This window comes from Chitinophaga skermanii (assembly GCF_003259335.1).
Classification (GTDB): domain Bacteria; phylum Bacteroidota; class Bacteroidia; order Chitinophagales; family Chitinophagaceae; genus Chitinophaga; species Chitinophaga skermanii.
In genome coordinates, this window is sequence record NZ_QLLL01000003.1 from 273069 (window position 1) to 292809 (window position 19741).

Annotated in this window: 19 protein-coding genes and 1 riboswitch; of the genes, 9 read left to right on the forward strand and 10 right to left on the reverse strand. The window is 41.6% G+C overall.

Annotated features, from left to right (window positions below; all coding sequences use genetic code 11):
* Positions 1-57: 57 nt before the first annotated feature.
* Positions 58-1848: a translation elongation factor 4 gene (lepA, locus tag LX64_RS08810; RefSeq protein WP_111597608.1), complete on the reverse strand. Its 1791-nt coding sequence runs from the start codon at positions 1846-1848 to the stop codon at positions 58-60.
* Between the two features lie 163 nt (positions 1849-2011).
* Here lepA and LX64_RS08815 point away from each other — a divergent pair, with 163 nt between their 5' ends.
* The 3 genes from LX64_RS08815 (at position 2012) to LX64_RS08825 (ending at position 4845) form a co-directional block, all read left to right on the forward strand.
* Positions 2012-2266, forward strand: a complete 255-nt coding sequence (locus LX64_RS08815; RefSeq protein ID WP_211324778.1) for an acyl-CoA-binding protein — start codon at positions 2012-2014, stop codon at positions 2264-2266.
* Positions 2267-2963: 697 nt separating this feature from the next.
* Positions 2964-4199 (forward strand): ornithine--oxo-acid transaminase, encoded by a 1236-nt coding sequence (gene rocD / locus LX64_RS08820; protein ID WP_111597275.1) that lies wholly within the window; start codon positions 2964-2966, stop codon positions 4197-4199.
* 7 nt (positions 4200-4206) lie between these two features.
* Entirely contained in the window at positions 4207-4845 is a 639-nt protein-coding gene (locus tag LX64_RS08825; RefSeq protein WP_111597276.1) for a VIT1/CCC1 transporter family protein, read from the forward strand.
* On the opposite strand, the gene LX64_RS08830 is transcribed toward LX64_RS08825, so the two are convergent.
* The gene (locus LX64_RS08830) at positions 4842-5252 is read right to left on the reverse strand and encodes a hypothetical protein (protein ID WP_111597277.1); all 411 of its coding nucleotides are present in this window, start codon (positions 5250-5252) and stop codon (positions 4842-4844) included. The two genes, LX64_RS08825 and LX64_RS08830, sit on opposite strands and share 4 nt — an antisense overlap.
* Before the next feature lie 114 nt (positions 5253-5366).
* Positions 5367-7571: a S9 family peptidase gene (locus LX64_RS08835; protein WP_111597278.1), complete on the reverse strand. Its 2205-nt coding sequence runs from the start codon at positions 7569-7571 to the stop codon at positions 5367-5369.
* Between the two features lie 207 nt (positions 7572-7778).
* On the opposite strand from LX64_RS08835, the gene LX64_RS08840 reads away from it, so the two are divergent.
* A complete protein-coding gene (locus LX64_RS08840; protein ID WP_111597279.1) occupies positions 7779-8042 on the forward strand; it encodes a hypothetical protein in 264 nt (87 codons plus the stop codon).
* A 148-nt stretch (positions 8043-8190) separates the two neighbouring features.
* Entirely contained in the window at positions 8191-10047 is a 1857-nt protein-coding gene (locus LX64_RS08845) for a chloride channel protein (RefSeq protein WP_211324779.1), read from the forward strand.
* Positions 10048-10079: 32 nt separating this feature from the next.
* Here LX64_RS08845 and LX64_RS08850 read toward each other — a convergent pair whose 3' ends face one another.
* The 7 genes from LX64_RS08850 to LX64_RS08880 form a co-directional block, all read right to left on the reverse strand.
* The gene (locus LX64_RS08850) at positions 10080-10664 is read right to left on the reverse strand and encodes a YdeI/OmpD-associated family protein (RefSeq protein WP_111597280.1); all 585 of its coding nucleotides are present in this window, start codon (positions 10662-10664) and stop codon (positions 10080-10082) included.
* Positions 10633-11421 (reverse strand): hypothetical protein, encoded by a 789-nt coding sequence (locus LX64_RS08855; RefSeq protein WP_111597281.1) that lies wholly within the window; start codon positions 11419-11421, stop codon positions 10633-10635. The genes LX64_RS08850 and LX64_RS08855 overlap by 32 nt, the downstream gene beginning before the upstream one ends.
* A 114-nt stretch (positions 11422-11535) precedes the next feature.
* Entirely contained in the window at positions 11536-11916 is a 381-nt protein-coding gene (locus tag LX64_RS08860) for a VOC family protein (RefSeq protein ID WP_111597282.1), read from the reverse strand.
* Positions 11917-12005: 89 nt separating this feature from the next.
* Positions 12006-13277 carry a voltage-gated chloride channel family protein gene (locus LX64_RS08865; RefSeq protein ID WP_111597283.1) on the reverse strand — a complete coding sequence of 424 codons (1272 nt, stop codon included), beginning with the start codon at positions 13275-13277 and terminating at the stop codon, positions 12006-12008.
* 39 nt (positions 13278-13316) lie between these two features.
* Positions 13317-13383: riboswitch (Fluoride riboswitch) on the reverse strand.
* A gap of 92 nt (positions 13384-13475) precedes the next feature.
* Complete coding sequence (locus LX64_RS08870; protein WP_111597284.1) at positions 13476-15125, reverse strand: ArnT family glycosyltransferase; 1650 nt, start codon at positions 15123-15125, stop codon at positions 13476-13478.
* Between the two features lie 110 nt (positions 15126-15235).
* The gene (locus LX64_RS08875) at positions 15236-16000 is read right to left on the reverse strand and encodes a LytR/AlgR family response regulator transcription factor (RefSeq protein ID WP_111597285.1); all 765 of its coding nucleotides are present in this window, start codon (positions 15998-16000) and stop codon (positions 15236-15238) included.
* The gene (locus LX64_RS08880) at positions 15975-16973 is read right to left on the reverse strand and encodes a sensor histidine kinase (RefSeq protein WP_158538585.1); all 999 of its coding nucleotides are present in this window, start codon (positions 16971-16973) and stop codon (positions 15975-15977) included. Before LX64_RS08880 ends, LX64_RS08875 begins: the two co-directional genes overlap by 26 nt.
* A 250-nt stretch (positions 16974-17223) precedes the next feature.
* Here LX64_RS08880 and LX64_RS08885 point away from each other — a divergent pair, with 250 nt between their 5' ends.
* The 4 genes from LX64_RS08885 to LX64_RS25830 all read left to right on the forward strand — a co-directional run bounded on the left by LX64_RS08885 (position 17224) and on the right by LX64_RS25830 (position 19740).
* Positions 17224-18267: a helix-turn-helix domain-containing protein gene (locus tag LX64_RS08885; RefSeq protein ID WP_111597287.1), complete on the forward strand. Its 1044-nt coding sequence runs from the start codon at positions 17224-17226 to the stop codon at positions 18265-18267.
* A 98-nt stretch (positions 18268-18365) separates the two neighbouring features.
* Entirely contained in the window at positions 18366-18824 is a 459-nt protein-coding gene (locus tag LX64_RS08890; protein ID WP_111597288.1) for a MauE/DoxX family redox-associated membrane protein, read from the forward strand.
* Positions 18825-19004: 180 nt separating this feature from the next.
* Complete coding sequence (locus LX64_RS08895) at positions 19005-19295, forward strand: hypothetical protein (protein WP_111597289.1); 291 nt, start codon at positions 19005-19007, stop codon at positions 19293-19295.
* A gap of 157 nt (positions 19296-19452) precedes the next feature.
* Positions 19453-19740: a hypothetical protein gene (locus LX64_RS25830; protein ID WP_148707255.1), complete on the forward strand. Its 288-nt coding sequence runs from the start codon at positions 19453-19455 to the stop codon at positions 19738-19740.
* Position 19741: the final 1 nt, after the last annotated feature.

Here is a 19741-nt window from a genome sequence, read left to right on the forward strand (position 1 = left end):
ATAAAAAAACCGTCTCTACATGGTAGAGACGGCCCTAAAGTATGTAGTAGGTAAAACTTAGTCGTTCAATTTCAAAACGGCTAAGAATGCTTCTTGTGGTACTTCTACGTTACCAATCTGGCGCATACGTTTTTTACCTTCTTTTTGTTTTTCTAATAACTTACGTTTACGGGAAATATCACCACCGTAACATTTCGCCGTTACGTCTTTACGCATCGCGGAAATAGTTTCACGGGCAACGATTTTAGATCCTAATGCCGCTTGAATGGCAATCATGAACTGCTGGCGTGGTAATAATTCTTTCAACTTCGTACATAATTTACGACCAAAGTCTTCGGCACGGCTCCTGTGAATCAAGGCACTCAAAGCATCCACTTTATCACCATTCAATAAAATATCCATTTTAACGATATCAGATTGACGGTAGTCGAGTGGGTGATAGTCGAATGATGCATAACCACGGGTGCTAGATTTCAATTTATCATAGAAATCGAACACGATCTCGGCCAATGGCATTTCGAAGATCAACTCTACGCGGGTAGGCGTAAGGTAGCTTTGGTTAATCAACATACCACGTTTGCCAAGGCAAAGAGTCATGATGTTACCGATATAATCTGGTGTAGAAATGATTTGTGCCCTGATGAATGGCTCCTCTACGCGGTCGATCTTACTAGGATCAGGCATTTCGGCAGGGTTGTTTACAATCAATTTCTCGTTACGTGTTGTATAGGCTACGAAGCTTACGTTCGGAACGGTGGTAATAACAGTTTGGTTAAACTCTCTTTCCAACCTTTCTTGGATAATTTCCATGTGCAACATGCCCAAGAACCCGCATCGGAAACCGAAGCCCAAGGCTTGCGAAGTTTCTGTTTCGTAGGTTAAAGAGGCATCGTTGAGCTGTAATTTATCCATACACTCGCGTAACTCTTCGAAATCGTCGGTTACTACAGGGAAGATACCTGCGAATACCATGGGCTTAACCTCTTCAAAACCATTGATGGCTTCTGTAGCTTGGTTTTTCGTCAAGGTAATAGTATCACCCACTTTAACGTCTTTCGCTGTTTTAATACCCGTGATAATGTAACCCACGTCGCCGGTATCTACTTGGCTCCTAGCTTGTAAGCCTAATTTCAAGATACCTACTTCATCGGCCTCATAGTCTTCACCGGTATTCATGAAGCGTACTTTGTCGCCCTTCTTGATTGTACCGTTATAAACACGGAAGTAAGCGATGATACCGCGGAATGAGTTGAATACGCTATCGAAGATCAATGCTTGCAATGGTGCTTCTGGATCACCTGTTGGTGCAGGTACTCTTTGAACAATCGCTTGCAAGATTTCTTCAATACCAATACCCGTTTTACCGGAAGCAAGGAGGATATCCTCGTCTTTACAACCGATTAACTCGATGATTTGGTCCTTTACTACCTCAATCATGGCGCCATCCATGTCAATCTTGTTGATGACAGGGATGATTTCCAAATCGTTGTCGAGCGCTAAGTAAAGGTTTGATATAGTTTGCGCTTGGATACCTTGCGCGGCGTCTACTAAAAGTAAGGCGCCTTCACAAGCTGCCAAGGCACGGGAAACTTCGTAAGAAAAGTCAACGTGACCGGGTGTGTCGATCAAATTCAACGTGTATTTCTCGCCGTTGTAGTGATAATCCATCTGGATGGCATGACTCTTAATCGTGATGCCTTTCTCACGTTCGAGGTCCATGTCGTCCAATACTTGGGCCTGCATTTCACGTTCACTAATCGTTTTCGTGTGCTCTAGTAAACGATCCGCGAGCGTGCTCTTTCCGTGATCGATATGTGCAATGATGCAAAAATTCCTGGTATGCTTCATAAAAATCGGGTAAAACACGGGAAGTGAACAGGTTAGCTTTTCGTTTTGTTGCCAATCCCCGGGTTTGCTTTCAAGGCGCAAAGGTATTCAAATTTTGGCATTATAACAGCTTTGTAAGTGGTTATTTGACAAGGTTTTTATACTTTTATCAAAATTTTCGATCATGGATTTGCAACAACAATTTGAAGCCGCAGTAGCAGAGAGCAAAAATCTAACTCAACGTCCTGATAATAACACCTTGTTAAAGCTCTATTCTTTGTACAAACAAGCCACAGATGGCGATGTGAACATCGACCCTCCATCTAACCCCTTCGATATCGTAGGTAAAGCAAAGTACAGTGCTTGGGCTGCGTTGAAAGGAAAGGCGAAAGAAGTAGCTATGCAAGAATATTTAGATGTGTTTAACACGTTGAAGTAAGTACTTGTTCCTCATAACTTTATTATTAAAAGCCTTCTCTTCTTATAGGGAGGGCTTTTTTTATGCTATAGATCCTACTAATTGTACTGGGTGAGGGGGTGAAATGCGCATGCAGCGTAATTTATTTTTGCAAACCATTGATTTGAACGGGTTTATAGTAAGTGGGAATGGCGATTATAATATCTTCTAATGTTCTTCCAATGTTCTCCTAATGTTAGGCTAATGTTATTCCAATGGTTTAGATATATATCCCATGTTTCTAGTTAGGCTCTTTCCCTAGTTCCTACCTTTAACGAGAAAGTTGTTTTCATGTAATTTATAGGCAATTCTAAGTAACTTCTATGTGGTTTCCATGTAATTCCATGTGTTTATACGCTAGTAGATACGTATGTAGATCGTATTGCGGTGCTTGTTACCCTTACTTCACGCCTCTTTACTGGCTGGCGTTACCAGCACATAGCTTAAATATACAACATGTAATATTATTTAATCATCATACTTATAGAAATTATACTTCGTTTGATTTTATTTAGCAGCTTATTTGTAGTTTTATGAAACGGAACACTTATTATTACCAATCATGGCCGTTCCTGGCTGTTTAAAGGGTAGGTGATCAAGATGATTGTAGCCAAGTTTATGTATCCATGCACGATATTGCCTGCAATGCTTGCTCAATTTTATCCACTAATTTTGAATTATGATACCAACGTTTGCAATCAGTGAGCAATCGCTCCAGTACATCAACAGGGAAGAAGAATTCGGCGCACATAATTATCACCCGCTACCGGTCGTGCTAACGAGGGGAGAAGGTGTTTTCGTATGGGATGTTGATGGAAAACGTTACTACGATTTTCTTTCTGGTTATTCCGCCGTTAACCAAGGTCATTGCCACCCCGAGATCATTGCTACTTTGATCGAACAGGCGCAACGACTAACCCTTACTTCACGTGCATTCCATAGTGATGTATTGGGAGAGTATGAAGAATATATCACGAAATATTTTGGTTACGATAAAGTATTACCCATGAACACCGGGGTAGAAGCGGTAGAAACTGCTTTGAAACTCTGCCGTAAATGGGCATACGAAGTGAAAGGAGTGCCGGCCAACAAAGCGAAAATTATCGTTTGTGGCGGCAACTTCCATGGTAGAACGCTGAACGTTATTTCTTTCAGCACCGATCCTACTGCTACTACCAACTTCGGACCTTTCATGCAAGGCTATGAAGTAATCCCATACAGCGATCTTCCCGCTTTAAAACAAGCTTTACAAGATCCCCATGTAGCCGGTTTCCTCGTAGAACCCATTCAAGGTGAAGCAGGTGTAGTAGTGCCCGAAGCCGGTTTTCTCGCGGCCGCCAAACAATTGTGCGCCGATGCGAATGTACTTTTCATTGCCGACGAAATCCAAACAGGTTTAGCACGCACCGGTAAAATGCTCTATTGCGATCATGAAAATGTACGCCCAGATATCCTCATTCTCGGGAAAGCTTTATCTGGCGGTACTTTACCCATTTCAGCCGTACTGGCCGACGATGAAATTATGATGGTGATCCAACCCGGTGAACACGGCTCTACCTACGGCGGTAACCCGCTTGCTTGTAAAGTCGCCATGAAGGCGTTGGAAGTATTGAAAACAGGCAAGATGGCTGAAAATGCCGAAGCCATGGGCGCATACCTCCGCGAAGGTATCAGCAATATCAACAGCAAATATATCACTACCGTACGCGGTAAAGGTTTACTAAATGCCATCGTGTTGAAACACCCCGACAAAGAAGCCGCTTGGGAACTTTGTATGGGCATGCGCGACCAAGGTTTACTGGCTAAACCTACACAAGGCGATCGCATCCGTTTCGCACCACCATTAATCATTACAAAAGCACAGATCGAGGAATGCGTTTCTATTATAGAGAAATCATTGCCAGTTCTTTCTTAATATCCTTATGACCACAAAACGTCGCAAAGCTATACGCAGTTCTGGCTGGAGAACCGATATGTTCATCGGTTTTCCAGACGGCTTGCTGGTAATATTCTTCACCACGCAAATCCTGCATACGCGGAACATGAGCGTGCAAACCTTCTATAACCTGCATTATGGCTTCCTTGTTGTAGGGGCCATTATTATGTTCATCGCCACCTACCGCGCTAATAAAGGGCACGACGACGACGGCCTGCTTAGTACAGATGAAAGAAATAAGCTGGAGAAATTAGCGCTGGGAGATGATACCATTCACACGATTGCCGATGAAATGGAAAAAGATGAAGTGAAATGGCAACAACAAATTCAACAAGAACAAGTACAATTAGCCGATTATAGTTTCTGGCACGCAGTGAGGAGCGCGTTCTTTACCATGCTCTTTTTTGTAGTGGGTGGATTCGTGCCTTTGTTCGCCTACTTGGCAGATGAGAATTTCGTAGGAGCATCGCGCGAAAGTATCTGTATCAGTTTAGTAGCATTAATTGTATTTGCATATGCCAAAGCTAAAATGGCCAACTTGCGCGCGTTGCCGATTATGACGAGAAATATCTTTATGGGTTTGCTCGTATTGCTCGCCTCTTATTGTTTGTCAGTCGCGTTCTAGTGGTTTTCTAAACGCGGCTTTACAACTTTCGTTTTTGTTGATAATACACCGAAAATCGCGATCACTGCACCTGCAATAGATAAATATAACCCGATTTCCTTCGTAGGGCAAATACCCGCCTCGCAACGTGCGTACATGAGCATGTTTCTAAACGTCCATGCCACTAAAAAGCCTGTTACAAACAAATTAATCTTAGCAGATAAACTCTTCCCAAAGAACATCACGATAATAGCAATCACGGCCAAGGCGATATTCAATTTGCCTGGTTCTCCTAAACGAGTTCCGTCAGAGTTAACACCCGTTAAGTGATGGTGTAAATTGGCAGTTTCGACACTCATCCACGGCAAAAAAGCGCTGATGATGATAATAATACAACCTGTAAGAATAAAAATATTGCTTCTTGTCATCTTAATTTTCCATTAAAGAGGCCAAAGATAATGGATAAATAGGGTAGGACATAAAAAAATCCCGGCAAGCACTGTAAACAGCCGCTTGCCGGGATTTTTATGCAGTTAAAAAACCTATTTTTTCGGACCACCTGGCACGTGTTCGCGCAGGTAAGTCGTGTATAATTTAGATAAATGCTGCGATGTACCTTGACCTTCACTAATGCTATGTGTGCGGTTCGGGTAAGGCATGAATTGGAAAATCTTTCCGTATTTAATTAATTCATTCACGAGCATTTCAGCATTCGCATAATGCACGTTATCATCGCCTGTACCATGGATGTACAACAAGTTACCTTTCAAGTTTTTAGCGTACGTAATAGGCGAGCCTTTTACATAATCTGCTTTTGTTTCTTGTGGTAAGCCCATGTAGCGCTCTTGGTAAATGTTATCGTAGGTCAATAAATTGCCTACTGCCGCAATAGATATACCTGTTTTGTAAATCTCTGGGTATTGGAATAACAAGTTCAAGGTCATAGAACCGCCACCGCTCCAGCCCCATACGGCAATACGATCTTTATCAACGAATTTCCATTCCATGATCTTTTTCGTAGCCATGGCTTGGTCGCGGGCATTGATAATACCTTGGTTTCGGTAGATAGATTTTCTCCAAGCCCTGCCTTTAGGAGCAGGTGTACCACGGTTATCTAACGAAATGGTGATGTAACCATCTTTCGCCATATCGCCGCCATACAAGAAGTTCATCGTGCTGCCGTATACATCCGTCACCGTACAAGATGCAGGTTCGCCGTATACATAGAATACCACTGGATATTGCTTGCTTTCGTCGAAGTTGGCCGGCTTGTTCATCCAACCATCCAAAGTAACCCCATCTTCCGTCGTTACTTGGAAGAATTCTGCACCGGTACCTTTTTCAGCTGCTTTCTTCAAATCGGCACTGATGTTTTTGTTGTTCAGGCTGAGGTGATTGGGAAGGCTAATAATTTCAGCTGTTGGTACAAAGTAGTGGTTAGAGAAAGTATGGCGCGCATACTTACCATTGGGCGAAATTTGGTAATTATGTGTACCTGCTTGATCCGCCGGCGAAATGCGTTCTGCTTTGCCATTGGTCATGTTCACACGGTACAAGTATTGTTGGGTAGCATTATCTGGAGAAGCTAATACATACAACGATTTATTGGCCTCGTCGATATTCAATACGTTGATAACATCGTAGTTACCCGGCGTTAATAATTTCTCTTTCTTACCATCGATACCTACACGGTATACGTGTCTCCAACCATCTTTTTCACTAACCCAAACAAAGGCATTGCCTTTCTCGATGAAATCCCAACCGGCAATTTGATCATTGTCCCAACGAGATTTTACATCAATCCAAGCCGAATCACTTTCCTCGTAAATTTGGTTCGCATTACCGTTAGTAGCGTCACAAACGTAGAGTTTGCTATTGTTTTGTTTGCGGTTAAGTTGTTGTAAGATGATATTATTTGTGCCTGGGATCCATTCCATACGCGGAATGTAGTTTTGCTGTTGATCGCCAGGTACTTGCAGCCAGTTAATTTGTGTAGAAGCGATGTTCACGATACCAATTCTACAAGCAGAAGGATTTTCGCCTGCTTTAGGATACTCTACCGGGATGGTGAAAGAGTAGATAGAATCGGTGTTGTTGATCATGAGGAAGTCGCGGGTTTTAGTAGCATCAATTTGCCAGAAAGCAATGGATTTGCTATCTGGGCTCCACCTAAAGCCATCGCGGCAACCGAATTCTTCTTCATACACCCAGTCGAACGTACCGTTGATAAAACGACGCGTACCGTCTTTCGTTAGGGGAGTGATAGCATTAGTGGCTAGATCTTCTACATACACATTGCTTTGGCTAACGTACGCTGCTTTCGTGCCATCTGGAGAAAGTTTAGCGAACATCAGGGAAGAAGCCGGTAAGGAAGCGCCTAATTGTTTTAAAGCACCGCTTTTACTGTCGTATACCCAGTAGTCGCCGCGGGTATCGTAACGCCATACTTTCTTGGTATTGGTGTACAACAACCATTTAGATTGGTCGGCATTGGTACTGAAATCGCGGATGGGTAAAGGGCGGTTGGAACCTTGCGGTGTTAATTTTTCCGAAGGAACCAATACTGTACGTTGGTTGTCTTTGGCAGTATATGAAACAATGGTACTGCTCTCATTCTTTAAATAGGCGTCGCCATTCGGCGCCCATTTCAACTGACCGCCACCTTGCGCGAAAGCGGCTGTACAGCTAACAATGAGAGATATACACACCAGCTTGAATTTGCTGGCAGAAACACGTAATGGTAGCATAAGCGTTTAAAAATGTTGTGAAAAGTAAAAATAACTGATATAATTGAAAGAAATACGGGGAGTTAGGGCCCAAAAGTTTAGTTTTGCCGACTTTTTGATGAGCGGTTAGGATTGGGCCTGTGAAGAAAATGTATGAAAATTTTTGTCAATTTATAATTTTTATTATTTTTAGGCAGTAAAGTATCCTATTGAAAAAACTAATACACTATGGTGGAAGTAACCTATTCTTACAAAAACAGGGAATTTTTTCAACTGGAAGATTCTTTGATTAACCAATTAGCAGAACATGGAAAGAGTTTATTGTTCGCGCTTTTGGAGCCTATTCAGGAAGTATTACTGAATGAAGAAGGTAAAATTAAGATCATCCTAGATGAACGTCCTAACATCGAATTAATTGGTTTCAGCGCGCATATCCGTAACCGGATAGAAAAAACATGGCGCGGAGAAGATGATCTCTACGACTGGAACTAAAACCGTATCCTATACACTGAATATACCTACTACTGTTTCTTTCATTCCGACCCGTAATTATTAACAAAGTCGTTTCGTTCGATCATTACTTACTACATTTGACGCTCAGTTCATTGTATTAACCCAAATGTTCACTTAAATATTTAGCGTGAGTAAGTATAGTAAGATCCGGGCGCGTCATGGTTTTCTAAGGTTTAAGCGCGACTTTGAAAAATATAGTATCAAGAAAGCAAAGCAATACGAGATCGTATTGATGTGGCTGCACAGTAAAATGAGCCGCTCACAGTTTTTGTTGCTATCGGGTATTCTCGTGGGCTGCACCGCCGGTTTGGCAGGTGTGGTGTTGAAAATGCTCGTTAGTTACATTCATTACGTGATTACCCATAAAGTATACTTCAGCACGCAAGTATTCTTTTATGCCGTATTCCCGTTCCTTGGTATTGTACTAACAACACTGATTGTACAGCTTTTCTTTAAAGGCCAAGATCGCAAAGGCATCGGCGTTATCCTGTATGAAATTGCCCGGAATGGCAGTAATGTACCAAGAGTAAAGATGTTTTCGCAGATTGTACAAAGCGCGGTAACAGTTGGGCTAGGTGGCTCGGCTGGGTTAGAAAGTCCTATTGCAGTAACAGGTTCTGCCATTGGGTCGAACTATGCGCAAACGTATAAGCTGGATTACAAGGAACGAACATTACTATTAGCCGCCGGTGCAACAGCCGGGGTGGCTTCTGCATTTAATGCCCCTATTGCGGGCATGATGTTCGCCTTTGAAATATTGCTGACCGGGATCGTGTTCTCCGATTTTATTCCTTTAATTGTAGCCGCTGTTTGTGGTAGTTTAATATCGAAAATAATATTGCATGAAGAGGCGCTATTCCACTTCGAATCGCGCACCGCTTTCAACTACCGTAATGTGCCTTTGTACGTTGTACTGGGTATTTTATGCGGCTTCTACGCCCGTTATTTTTTAGTGATCGCAGGTAAAGTAGAACACTTCTTCAAGCACCTTCGTATTACTAAGCTACAAAAGGCCATGATTGGCGGTGCAGTACTTTCATTGATGTGCGTGGCATTACCCCCATTATTTGGCGAAGGCTACAGCTCGGTAAAGCTATTGGCGAACGAAGGTATGACGGCCATAATCGAGAATAGTTTCTTCCAATATTTTAAATCCAATCCCGGCTGGATACTATTTTTCGTGGGATGTGTTGTGGTATTGAAAGCCATTGCCACATCTATTACCATCCAAAGTGGGGGGAATGGAGGTAACTTTGCACCTAGCTTATTTGCAGGGGCTTTTGTTGGCTATTTCTTTGCCATGCTGTGCGTATGGGTGGGCATACCCAATGTGCCTGTTACCAATTTTGTAATTGTAGGCATGGCAGGAGTAATGGGAGGCGTTATGTACGCACCGTTAACAGCCATCTTCCTTATCGCGGAATCGAGTACCGGGTACGATTTGTTTATCCCGTTAATGATTGTATCATTAACCGCTTATTTGATCGTGAAGAAGTTTTCGCCGGTATCGCCTGAACTGAAGCACTTGGCAGATGAAGGAAAGATCTTTACCCGCACGCACGATAGCAATATTACATCGCTCCTAGATGCCGATACGATGCTGGAACGCAACTTTGGTCAAGTTAAAGTAGATGAACCATTCCAAGCGTTGCTCGATATTTTCAAGAATACCAATTTCCAATACGTTGCCATTACAACCGAACATGGCCAATTGGCCGGTTTTGCTACGTTAGAAACAATGCGTCCCTATGTATTTGATGCCAATAAGCAAACAGGTGCTACAATTGCCAATACCATGATAGCACCAACAGCAATTGCTTTTGTAGGGGAGAGTGTGAATAGTATTCTACGGAAATTTGATACCTACCAATTGTGGTTGATGCCGGTGGTGAAAGAAGGCAAACCGGTAGGGTTTTTAGAAAAGTCAACTTTATTACAACAGTACCGCGAGTTATGGCAACAATACTCCGGTGTTACATCATAACTAAAAGGCCACTCGTGCAAGAGTGGCCTTTTTTAATTTCTTCTGAGGTGCGCAATCCATAGCTTGTTTTCAGCATCTTCTATTAGTTGCAATAAACGCTTTTCACGGGTTTCTTCGCGTTTAGCGCTCATTACCCAGTGTGCCGATGTTCTTTGGTAATGCGGTGCTTGTGCTTCGTAGAAAGCATAGGCTGCTTTATTGGCTTTGAAGCGTTTTAGCATGGCAGGGTCAAGTGCTACATGTTTATTTTCAAATGCATATACCCCGGTTTTTCCCTCTTTTCGCTGGTCGTACACTTCTTTCCCGGCAGGCTGTACCCTTTTTTCTTTAAGTAACCGCGTCATGTGCTGCACATTAATGTTGCTCCAAATACTATTAGGTTTACGCTTCGTGAAGCGAATCATGTAGCTATCAGCATCAATGGATTTTCTTACAGCGTCGATCCAGCCATAACAAAGCGCTTCGTCGAGTACTTGGCTATAAGTAGCGGCTGTTTTTTTGCTGGATGTTTTATAGAAGCCAATAACGAGTTCGGTAGCTTTATCGTGGTTTTTAGCAAACCATTTATGTGCTTCGTCGGCGTCTTTAAAGAAGTGTGGAGTGGCGTTGTGAATCATGGTTTTCAGCGAGTTTATATGCTAAGCATTTATCTACAATTTCGGCAATATTGGGTTCATATGTGTATGGATCAATGTTGGCTTCGCCCGGGAAGTAAAGAAGGTCAGCAGCATTTGGGTAATTACTTCCTTGGTTGAAGAAGTCAGTTAATAATAACAACATATCCTCGTTAGCTTCATCTAATATTAACTGGCCAATTTGGATTAGATACTTTCTTTGTAAAGAAGGGTCTACACCTAATTCTACCAAAGCCCCTATCATTACCGGCGTTGTAAAGGAATCGATCAGTGTGAAATACCTTTCATCCCGCTTGGCCAATCCATATAATGCTTGTGCCAAGTTTAACCAAGTTTCATAGCGCATATCATATAGTTGGGTATCTAACTCTTCAAAGTTTTCTTTTTCGATTTTGCCTTCTACATACCACCTGCAAATAATGGTAAGTGCTGTGGCTTGTGTCCAATCATATTCACCATATGCAAAATCACGTATCCATTTTAACTGGCTACTGCCTGAATGGTAAACGATTTCGAAAATAACATATTGTATCACTGACATCCAGCCACCTAGGCCAAGTTCATCATTGAAACATTTAGGTTCTTGGGGAGGATTGTGTAAACGTTGATTTAATACTGCTATGTCTATAGCTTTTAATAGGGGAGCTACAGATTTAATTTTAGATTGAAATGCACCTTCGTCGGTAAGTAATAAGGTGCCGAGTTCAATGAGTAAAGGATCGAGTTCTTTTGATGTCATAAGGCTAGGTTGCCTCTAAGATAGGTTTTTCAGCATTGATTATTTGCAAAAAGTAGGGTACTGTAGTGCATGGTTAATACCTTGTATTACAGTAACCCACTACATTATAATAACTTACAAAGAAGTGATCCACCAAGTATTCCCAAACGTATCTATCACCCCCGACGTGCGCCCATAGGGCTGATCCGTTGGTTCGAACACGCTGATACATTTGTTTTGCATGGCTAATTTGTACGTTGTATCAGTATCTGCAACGTAAATGAATAAGCCAGCATTTTGTACTGCGTAGGTTTCTGTTGATTCCGCGAACATGATGGTACTATCACCAATTGTAATCTCGGCATGCATGATCGTTTTGTGATCTTCGCGCAATGTTTTATTCGTGACTTTTGCGCCGAAAACAGTGATGGTGAAATCTAGGAACTTCTCAGCATGCTTTAAGATGAGGTAAGGCATGACAGTTTGGTGCCCGGGTGCAACTTTTACGTTTTCCATATTGGGTTTGTTTTTCGTGGATAAAAAGAGCTGGTTATCTCGGGGTATTTGATCTGTGTGGTAAGTACAAAAATAATTGTTTTTTCGATTTAGAGAATCTTGCCGGAGGTGGAACGTTGGGAAGAATAGATCCCCATCTTTCCACTAAATATATACGCGTTAAAACATGCCAATGCATAATACACCAAGTATTCACCGCCAAATAACTCAACGCCCATGATTGTACAGGCTAAGGGAGTATTAGTAGCGCCAGCGAATACAGCAATGAACCCCAACCCAGCCATCAGATCAACGGGCGTGCCAAATAATATGGCCAAGGTATTTCCCAAGGCTGCGCCCATGAAAAACAACGGGGTCACCTCGCCTCCTTTAAATCCCATGCCTAATGTAATAGCAGTGAATAATAACTTCCATAACCAACTCCAAGTATCAGCCCCTCCCGCATGAAATGCATTCACAATATTCACGCTGTTCTCATGTGGCCCACTAACGCCTAACCCAGTGTAGTCGGTGGTTCCCAACGCAAAGCAAAAGCCTATTACTATACATCCACCAATAGCTGGAATTAACCATGGAATAGGAATGAGTTTATTCGATTGTAGCTTAATTTGATATGTTAATACAGCAAACAAACGGCTCGTTAATCCAAAGCAGGCGCCCGCTACAATTACCTTCAATAATAACCAAACGTCTACATGTAAATAGGAGGCTATTGGCTGGAAGTCGTGGGAAGAAATGCTATACTTTGTGTGGTGAATTCCCCAAGCTGCGCATACCACGTCGGCTAAAAAGCTCGCCACTAAGCAAGGAATCATGGCGTGGAAGGTCAAGGTACCAATGATTAATACTTCTAAGGCAAAAATAGCTCCTGTAATTGGTGTGCCAAATACGGCGCCAAAACCGGCCGCTATGCCACACATCAGCATGATGGAAACATCTTTTTGTTCTAACCTGAATACCCTGCCTAACCAAGCGGCTACACTGCCGCCCATTTGTACAGCAGTACCTTCACGACCGGCAGAGCCACCAAATAAGTGCGTGATAAGGGTAGTGGCTAATACAAGGGGCGCCATGCGTTTGGGGATGCCGCCACCCGGTGTATGTATTTCATCAAGAATAAGGTTATTACCTTTCTCGCTGTTCTTCCCGAGTTTTTTGTAGAGAAAATATATCAAGATGCCACCCAATGGTAACAAATACAACAACCAAGTGTGCTGGTACCGAACCTTAGTTACTTCATCCAACGACCATAAAAATAAGGCAACTAACGAGCCGGTTAACAATGCCAAGGGAATGGCCAATAGTGTCCATTTAAAAATGAAACGTAACGTCGCTGTTTGTGTGTTGAAAAATTGCTGCATATCCTACAAATTAAGTGTCCAACCTCTACCTCGTAGAGACCATTTGTAGGCGCCATTAGCCGGGTTACGGCGGTTGGATAAGGAAGACACCATTTCCTTTCTAGTATTACGTAAAATTACAAGGTTTTTCAGATTATACAAATAAAAAACCGTCTCTAACCAGTAGAGACGGTTGATATAAGTAATATAGCGTTGAGTTTAGTAAGTAACTTCTACCAAGTAACAAGGCTCGGTTTGCCCAATCGTGTGCACAATTTTCACCTGTGTAGGGTATTTTTGCGCAATGGTTCCGGCCATGCGGTGAAGGGTATTGATAATTTGTCCTTCTACAGCTTGTGCCGGGTTAGCACGTAAACTAGCCAGTACCAGGTAGTGAACATTATTGTCTTTTAATTCTTTCAACAACTCGTCGGCCGTAGCATTATCCGAAACTTTATACACGCCGTAATAAGGTCGACCATTCGAGTACATCGTTAAAGTATTGGGTTTACGGGCAGCCACCATCACATTATTCGGAATGTTTTTCGACACGTATTCACCCATTTCTAAGTAGTTAATCCAATCTGGTGTAAAACCATACAAAGGCTGGCCACTAAGGTTTTCTGATAGCTCGTCGATATTGGTCGCAATCGTTTTGCTGGTTTTGCCCATCGTAGTGGTAAACATAAATACCCCGGCCACGATAATGACTCCTCTTTGCAAGGTTTGTGGTCCCCAAGCGGTAGCAGCGTAAAGGCTGTAAAAGAAGAGAATAAGCATCAACGGCACATAAATAACTACGATACGACTTTGGGCAACCGCCGGTTGTAAAGCTACGAACGTAACACCCATCATAATCATGAGGTACAGCGCGGTGATGAAGATATACGCATTTTTCTTGAACGCGTAGTAAGCACCGTATCCGCAGAGCGCCACCATAATTATCCAGTACAACACTGGTGTTCCTTCAAACGGTTCCTTACGGAAACCTAAGAAAGCCCACATATCACCCGAAATATAAATCTTCAAATTCTGGAAGAAACGATCAATAAAACCGCTCAATGTTTCTTTACCATATTCGAAGTGGTACATATCTTTTGCCATTACTTGGTCCATTTGGGCCGCTACTGTATTTACACCGTAGATAGCACGTAGCAGGATCTCGTAAGGGATTTTAAACGCTAAGAATAAGCCAAAAGCTAAGGCTGCGTAACGCCATTGTTTCTTAAAAAGGAAGTAAACAGGGAGCGTCATAGGGGCTAATAAGGCAACGTTTTTACTGAGAGAGATCAATAAAGCCGCGAGGCCATATACTAACCATGTACCTAGGTTTTCTTTGAAAGATTTACCATTCTCCAATTTATCTACCAACTTAAAGGCAGCGAATAAGAAAAAGGCTTGCACCAATGTATAGAATGCCTCCGAAAGGTTAGAACTGCTATAATATTGTAAACCGCTATTGATACCAAGGAACAATAAAGCTGTGAAAAGCAACCAATAGGGGATACGTTTTTTGAAAGTAAAGTATAATAAAATAAAAGCGCCTACGGCACAGAGAAAAGAGAATAATTTCAATGTTACAACATTCACCCCGAACAAGGCGATGGGAATACCTAATACCATGGCATATAAGCTAGAGCGGCCACCGGGGTATTGGTTATTTTTCACAAAATGCAAAGCGTCCAGGATGTAATCGGCATCGTCGCCCATTAGGAATAGCTTCGTATTAAATAGTAAACCGCCTACAAGGATGAAGGCTAAGAGTAGAACACCAAATACCAAGTTAGCATTCCTTTCCAAGAAAGGTTTGGTAGGTAGAGTGGCTGCCGGCGAAGGCTTTTTCGCAGCAGTAGGATTTTTGCTTTGCATGTTGAATAACAATATTTGAAACCGTTACAGCGAAGAGAAGTCAACAATAACATGCATTCACCTCGCATGAAGGGTAAAAATATAATTTTTTTCGATATCCTGCTGCGCGTTTATTTTCCCATAAATAATTTAAAATCACCCGACTTTTCCCGGCTTACCAATACTTCTTTTTCCGTGGCAGGGTGAAGGCCCAGTTTCAGCTTGCCATTGAAGTACGCCGCCATTTCTTTAACAGCGCGTACATGTACTATAAAAGTTCTGTTGGCCCTGTAGAAGTGTAAAGGGTTCAACATCTTCTCTAGTTCATCCAGGGTATAGTCTACCACGAACTTCTTATTCTGCCAAGTAACAAAATAGCTTAACCTTCCTTCCGCATAGAAATAGGCAATCTCATCTATCTCAACAGAATTAAACTTCTGGCCGGTTTTTACAAGGAAGCGTTGGCGGAAGTTTATACTAGCTGGATCTTTAAAGGCGTGTAAGAGGTTGGCAATGTTGCTATAAGTAGCTACATAGTTATCTTTTACCAAGGCGAATTTCTCCAACGCTTTTTCCAGCTCCGCTTTGCGTATAGGTTTCAATAAATAATCGATACTATTTACCGCGAAGGCTTTTAAAGCGTACTCGTCGTACGAAGTGGTGAACACAACGGCGCTTTTTACCACTACCTGCTCAAAGATCTCGAAGCATTGACCGTCGGCTAGCTCGATGTCCATCAGGATAAGATCGGGCTGATCATTTCTTTTGAGCCATTGTACACTCGATTGAATGCTATCGGTAGCACCCACTATTTGCAAAGTGGGGTCTATTTCGTAGAGTAGTTTCTCTAAGCGTTCAACACCCAGTTGTTCATCTTCCACTATTAATATCCGCATAATTGTAATTGGTTTTGATGAGAGGAAGGCGTATTACGAAAGCATGTTCTTCTTCCGCGATATACAGCCCTTCTTGGCCCGTGAGTTTATAATGGGCAATGATATTGGAGAGGCCCGTTTTTTCGGAATGTGCGATTTTATGTCGCTTTTGCAGGTTGTTCGTTACATGTAATACGGCATGGTCATCGGTATAAATGTCGACCTTCAGCGGCGTATTTTTAGAAACGATATTGTGTTTCACAGCGTTTTCCAAGAGCATTTGCAATGCTAAAGGAGGGAGAAAATAGCCGTGGTAATCTTCGTTGATGTTGAGAGTGATTTGTAACCCATCGCCAAACCTAGTTTTCAGCATGTGTATGTAGGAGTGGAGAAAGGTGATTTCGTGTTCGAGGGTCGTAAGCCCTTGGTAGTTATTCTTGAGGAGGTAGCGGTATACAACGCTCATTTCTTCAACGAATAGCTCGGCACGATCGGGATTGGTTTGAATAAGCGACGATAACGAGTTTAAACTATTGAATAGGAAATGCGGGTTAACTTGGGATTTAAGGGAATTGAATTGACTGAGGATATTGAGTTTCTTCAGTTGCTCGCTTTCCCGGAAAGCGATCTTCCACTGCTCAAAATAATACAGCGCTTCATAAACAGCAGCAATAATGGCACTATAGAAGATATTCATCCCCATTAAGAACGGTAAGCTCCAGTATGAAAAGTTTTCATAGAAGCCTACCCACCACGTAACCCAGAAATTCACGAAGCCCACGATCAAAGACCCTACAACTATCATCAACCCCATAAACCGCAGTCGTGATGTACTAGATTGCGCACTGGGATACTTCTTCCTCGCCCATACTACAATTAACCGCGTGCTTTCCCAGGCAATGAAAACGTAGTAAGAGGTGACGAACAAGACTAATAATAAGTGCTTCGTGGAGCGGATGTCCATCGAATACACGAAAGTAAAAAGTACGGCCATGAGTAATAGGGGGCCGTATATCCGTAGTTTTCTATCATTCATGCTACTAAAAATCTCCTTAAAACGAATATTACAAATTTAAAATTGCATTCTACAAAAAAGTAGGAGGAACGGGATGAAACGGGAAAAAACATGCATGAAATAGGGGCGAGTTGTAGAAGTGTAATGGTGACGTTCCATGTCAGTAGCCCCGGTTAAATTAGTGAGATACGTACTAGCCACCCCATTAAAATAAACAAACAATAGTCACATGCGAATTGCATTAACCGTATTGGAAAAACAAGACAGTCGTGTATTTACGCCGGAAGCTATACCGGGAACACAAGATTCAACCATTACAGTAGGAAGTTGCCCGCCGCCATTTTCCCCGGCTATTCACTCGGAAATGATCGAAATTCCGGGTATCCGGGTATTATTTAACAATTTGGTAATACAGGCACCGCAGGTGCTAGAATATGCTATCGAGACACCTTGTTTCGGGGTAGCATGTTTTTCATTGAAAGGACATTTGTTGTTTCTATTGCCCCGCGGCAAACGGGTAAATATGCCGGCAATGACCTTCAATATATTATCGTTATCAACGGGCAAGGGGAAAATGATATTAAGGGCAGGCGTGTACCAATTCTGTTTAATTCAATTTACATCACCTTACTTGCAATCGTTTGCGGAACAGTATCCTTTATTAGAAACGTTTTTATCGAAATGTGGCAGTATGCATGCAGGGGTATTAACGAAGCATAATGGCCGGTTGGTACCATCGATGTTGCGAGCAGTGATGGCGGTTAGGGGATGTAAGTTTACCGGTATTACACGTGAGCAGTATTTGCAAGCGAAGATCAACGAGTTAATGATCATGTCGCTCTATGATTTATTTGCGAATACGAAGATCCCGTTATCGGTGCAAGATGTACAGATCTTACAATCGACACGCAAATTGTTATTGAACAACTTGCATAATCATTATAGTATACCGGTATTGTCGAAGAAGGTGGGGATGAATGATTTTAAATTGAAGAAAGGTTTTCGGCAGTTATTTGGTGATAGTATTTATAACTTCTTATTGCATGCTAGGATGGAGAAGGCAAAATACATGTTGGTATCAACCGACGAGCCAATCAAAAGCATCGCAAAAGCCACGGGCTATGGCAACCTTAGCAACTTCATCGCAGTTTTCAAGAAAAAGCTCGGTGTTTCCCCCGCACTGTATAAGAGCAAACGCATAATAGTATTGGAGGTACAAAAAACACTCCCGATTACGATACTCATATTTAATAACAAAAAGAAAAAGGAATAGTAACTTTAAGTTAACAGGTAATTGATAGTGCCAACTGCTGATGATGTTGCCCGAAAATCGTTAAACCATTTATAGACTTTTAAACTTGTTTGTTAGTTATGAAAAGGAAGCAACTTTTCGTAGAGATCGTTATTGCCTTATTGGTTTTGTTGTTTGTGTATACGGGGAGTGATAAGTTATTGAATAGGGCAATATTTTCAGCACAATTAGCGCAATCTCCTTGGGATTTGTTAAAGCATAATCGTGAGCTTTTCTCATGGATAGTACCAATATTGGAACTGGTTGTTGCATTATTAATCTTACTAAAGAAAACAAAAACGATTGGGTTATTAATGGCAGGTATTGCGATGTTGTCTTTTACTTTGTATGTAGGTATAATGCTTGGCACTCATCAACATTTGCCATGTTCATGTGGAGGAATCATCCGCTATTTGAGTTGGAGTCAACACTTAATTTTTAATTCCATCTTTACCATATTATCATTTGTCGTTTTTTACTTGAGTTTAATAAATATGGGTTTCTCAACTGGTAACAGTAATGTCGAAAACTTAGCCTGAATTCGCACATCATCTATACGTTATATACACAGGAGTACCGAAAAGCCTGTATAATAATAGAGTAGGGAATTCTAAGAATATTTGTTGCAACAACAGGGAAACCGAAAACCTGTAAAATAGAGTAGGGTATCTTGTTAATTCTAATTTTTCAGCTTTTTTAGTATAAAAAGCGAATAGTTTATGAAAAAGTTTCCGCTTGCATTAGCTGCGATCATCATCGCATTAGGTAGCTCTTTAGCAGTTAAAGCTTACGCTTCTTTCAATCAAAGTAAAGCTGCTGCTGTAGGTCTTTACTATTGGTTTACTAATGGAGGTACTCCATTTACAGTAGGTTTAGGTACTAACCATTTATCAACTGCTCAAGCTACTTCATTAAGCTGTACAAAAACAGTAAAACCTGTAACATGCGCTACAGCTCGTGCTACTGATTCTCCAACCGGTACTATCGTTAAGAGAATTTACATTAAATAACACAATGTTTTTCAGCCACCATGCATGAAAATGGATGGTGGCTGATTTTAAACAATGAACTATCAATAGGTATAATATTGAAGTATACGTTGTCTTAAACCATAAATCCTAGAAGCAATAGTTCTAACAAAGGATTTTTTTGAAATTATTTTTCAACATGAAATCAAAAGTAATTCAAAGTATAGCGTTATTGGCTGTTATAAGTATGAATTTAATTTCAACGGTTAGTAAATCTACCTCAAAAAGATCAATCGCCTATTACTGGTTTACATATTATGGAAACCCTTATACTGGTGGATATGGCACAAACCATTTAACTGTTACTCAAGCTTGCTACACGTCTGAATGTACAAAAGTTGTCATGCCTGTAACTTGCCTTTATGCGCATTCGTCTGACACTCCATTTGGTACATTAACGGCCAAAATTTATAAGCGTCCGATTTAGT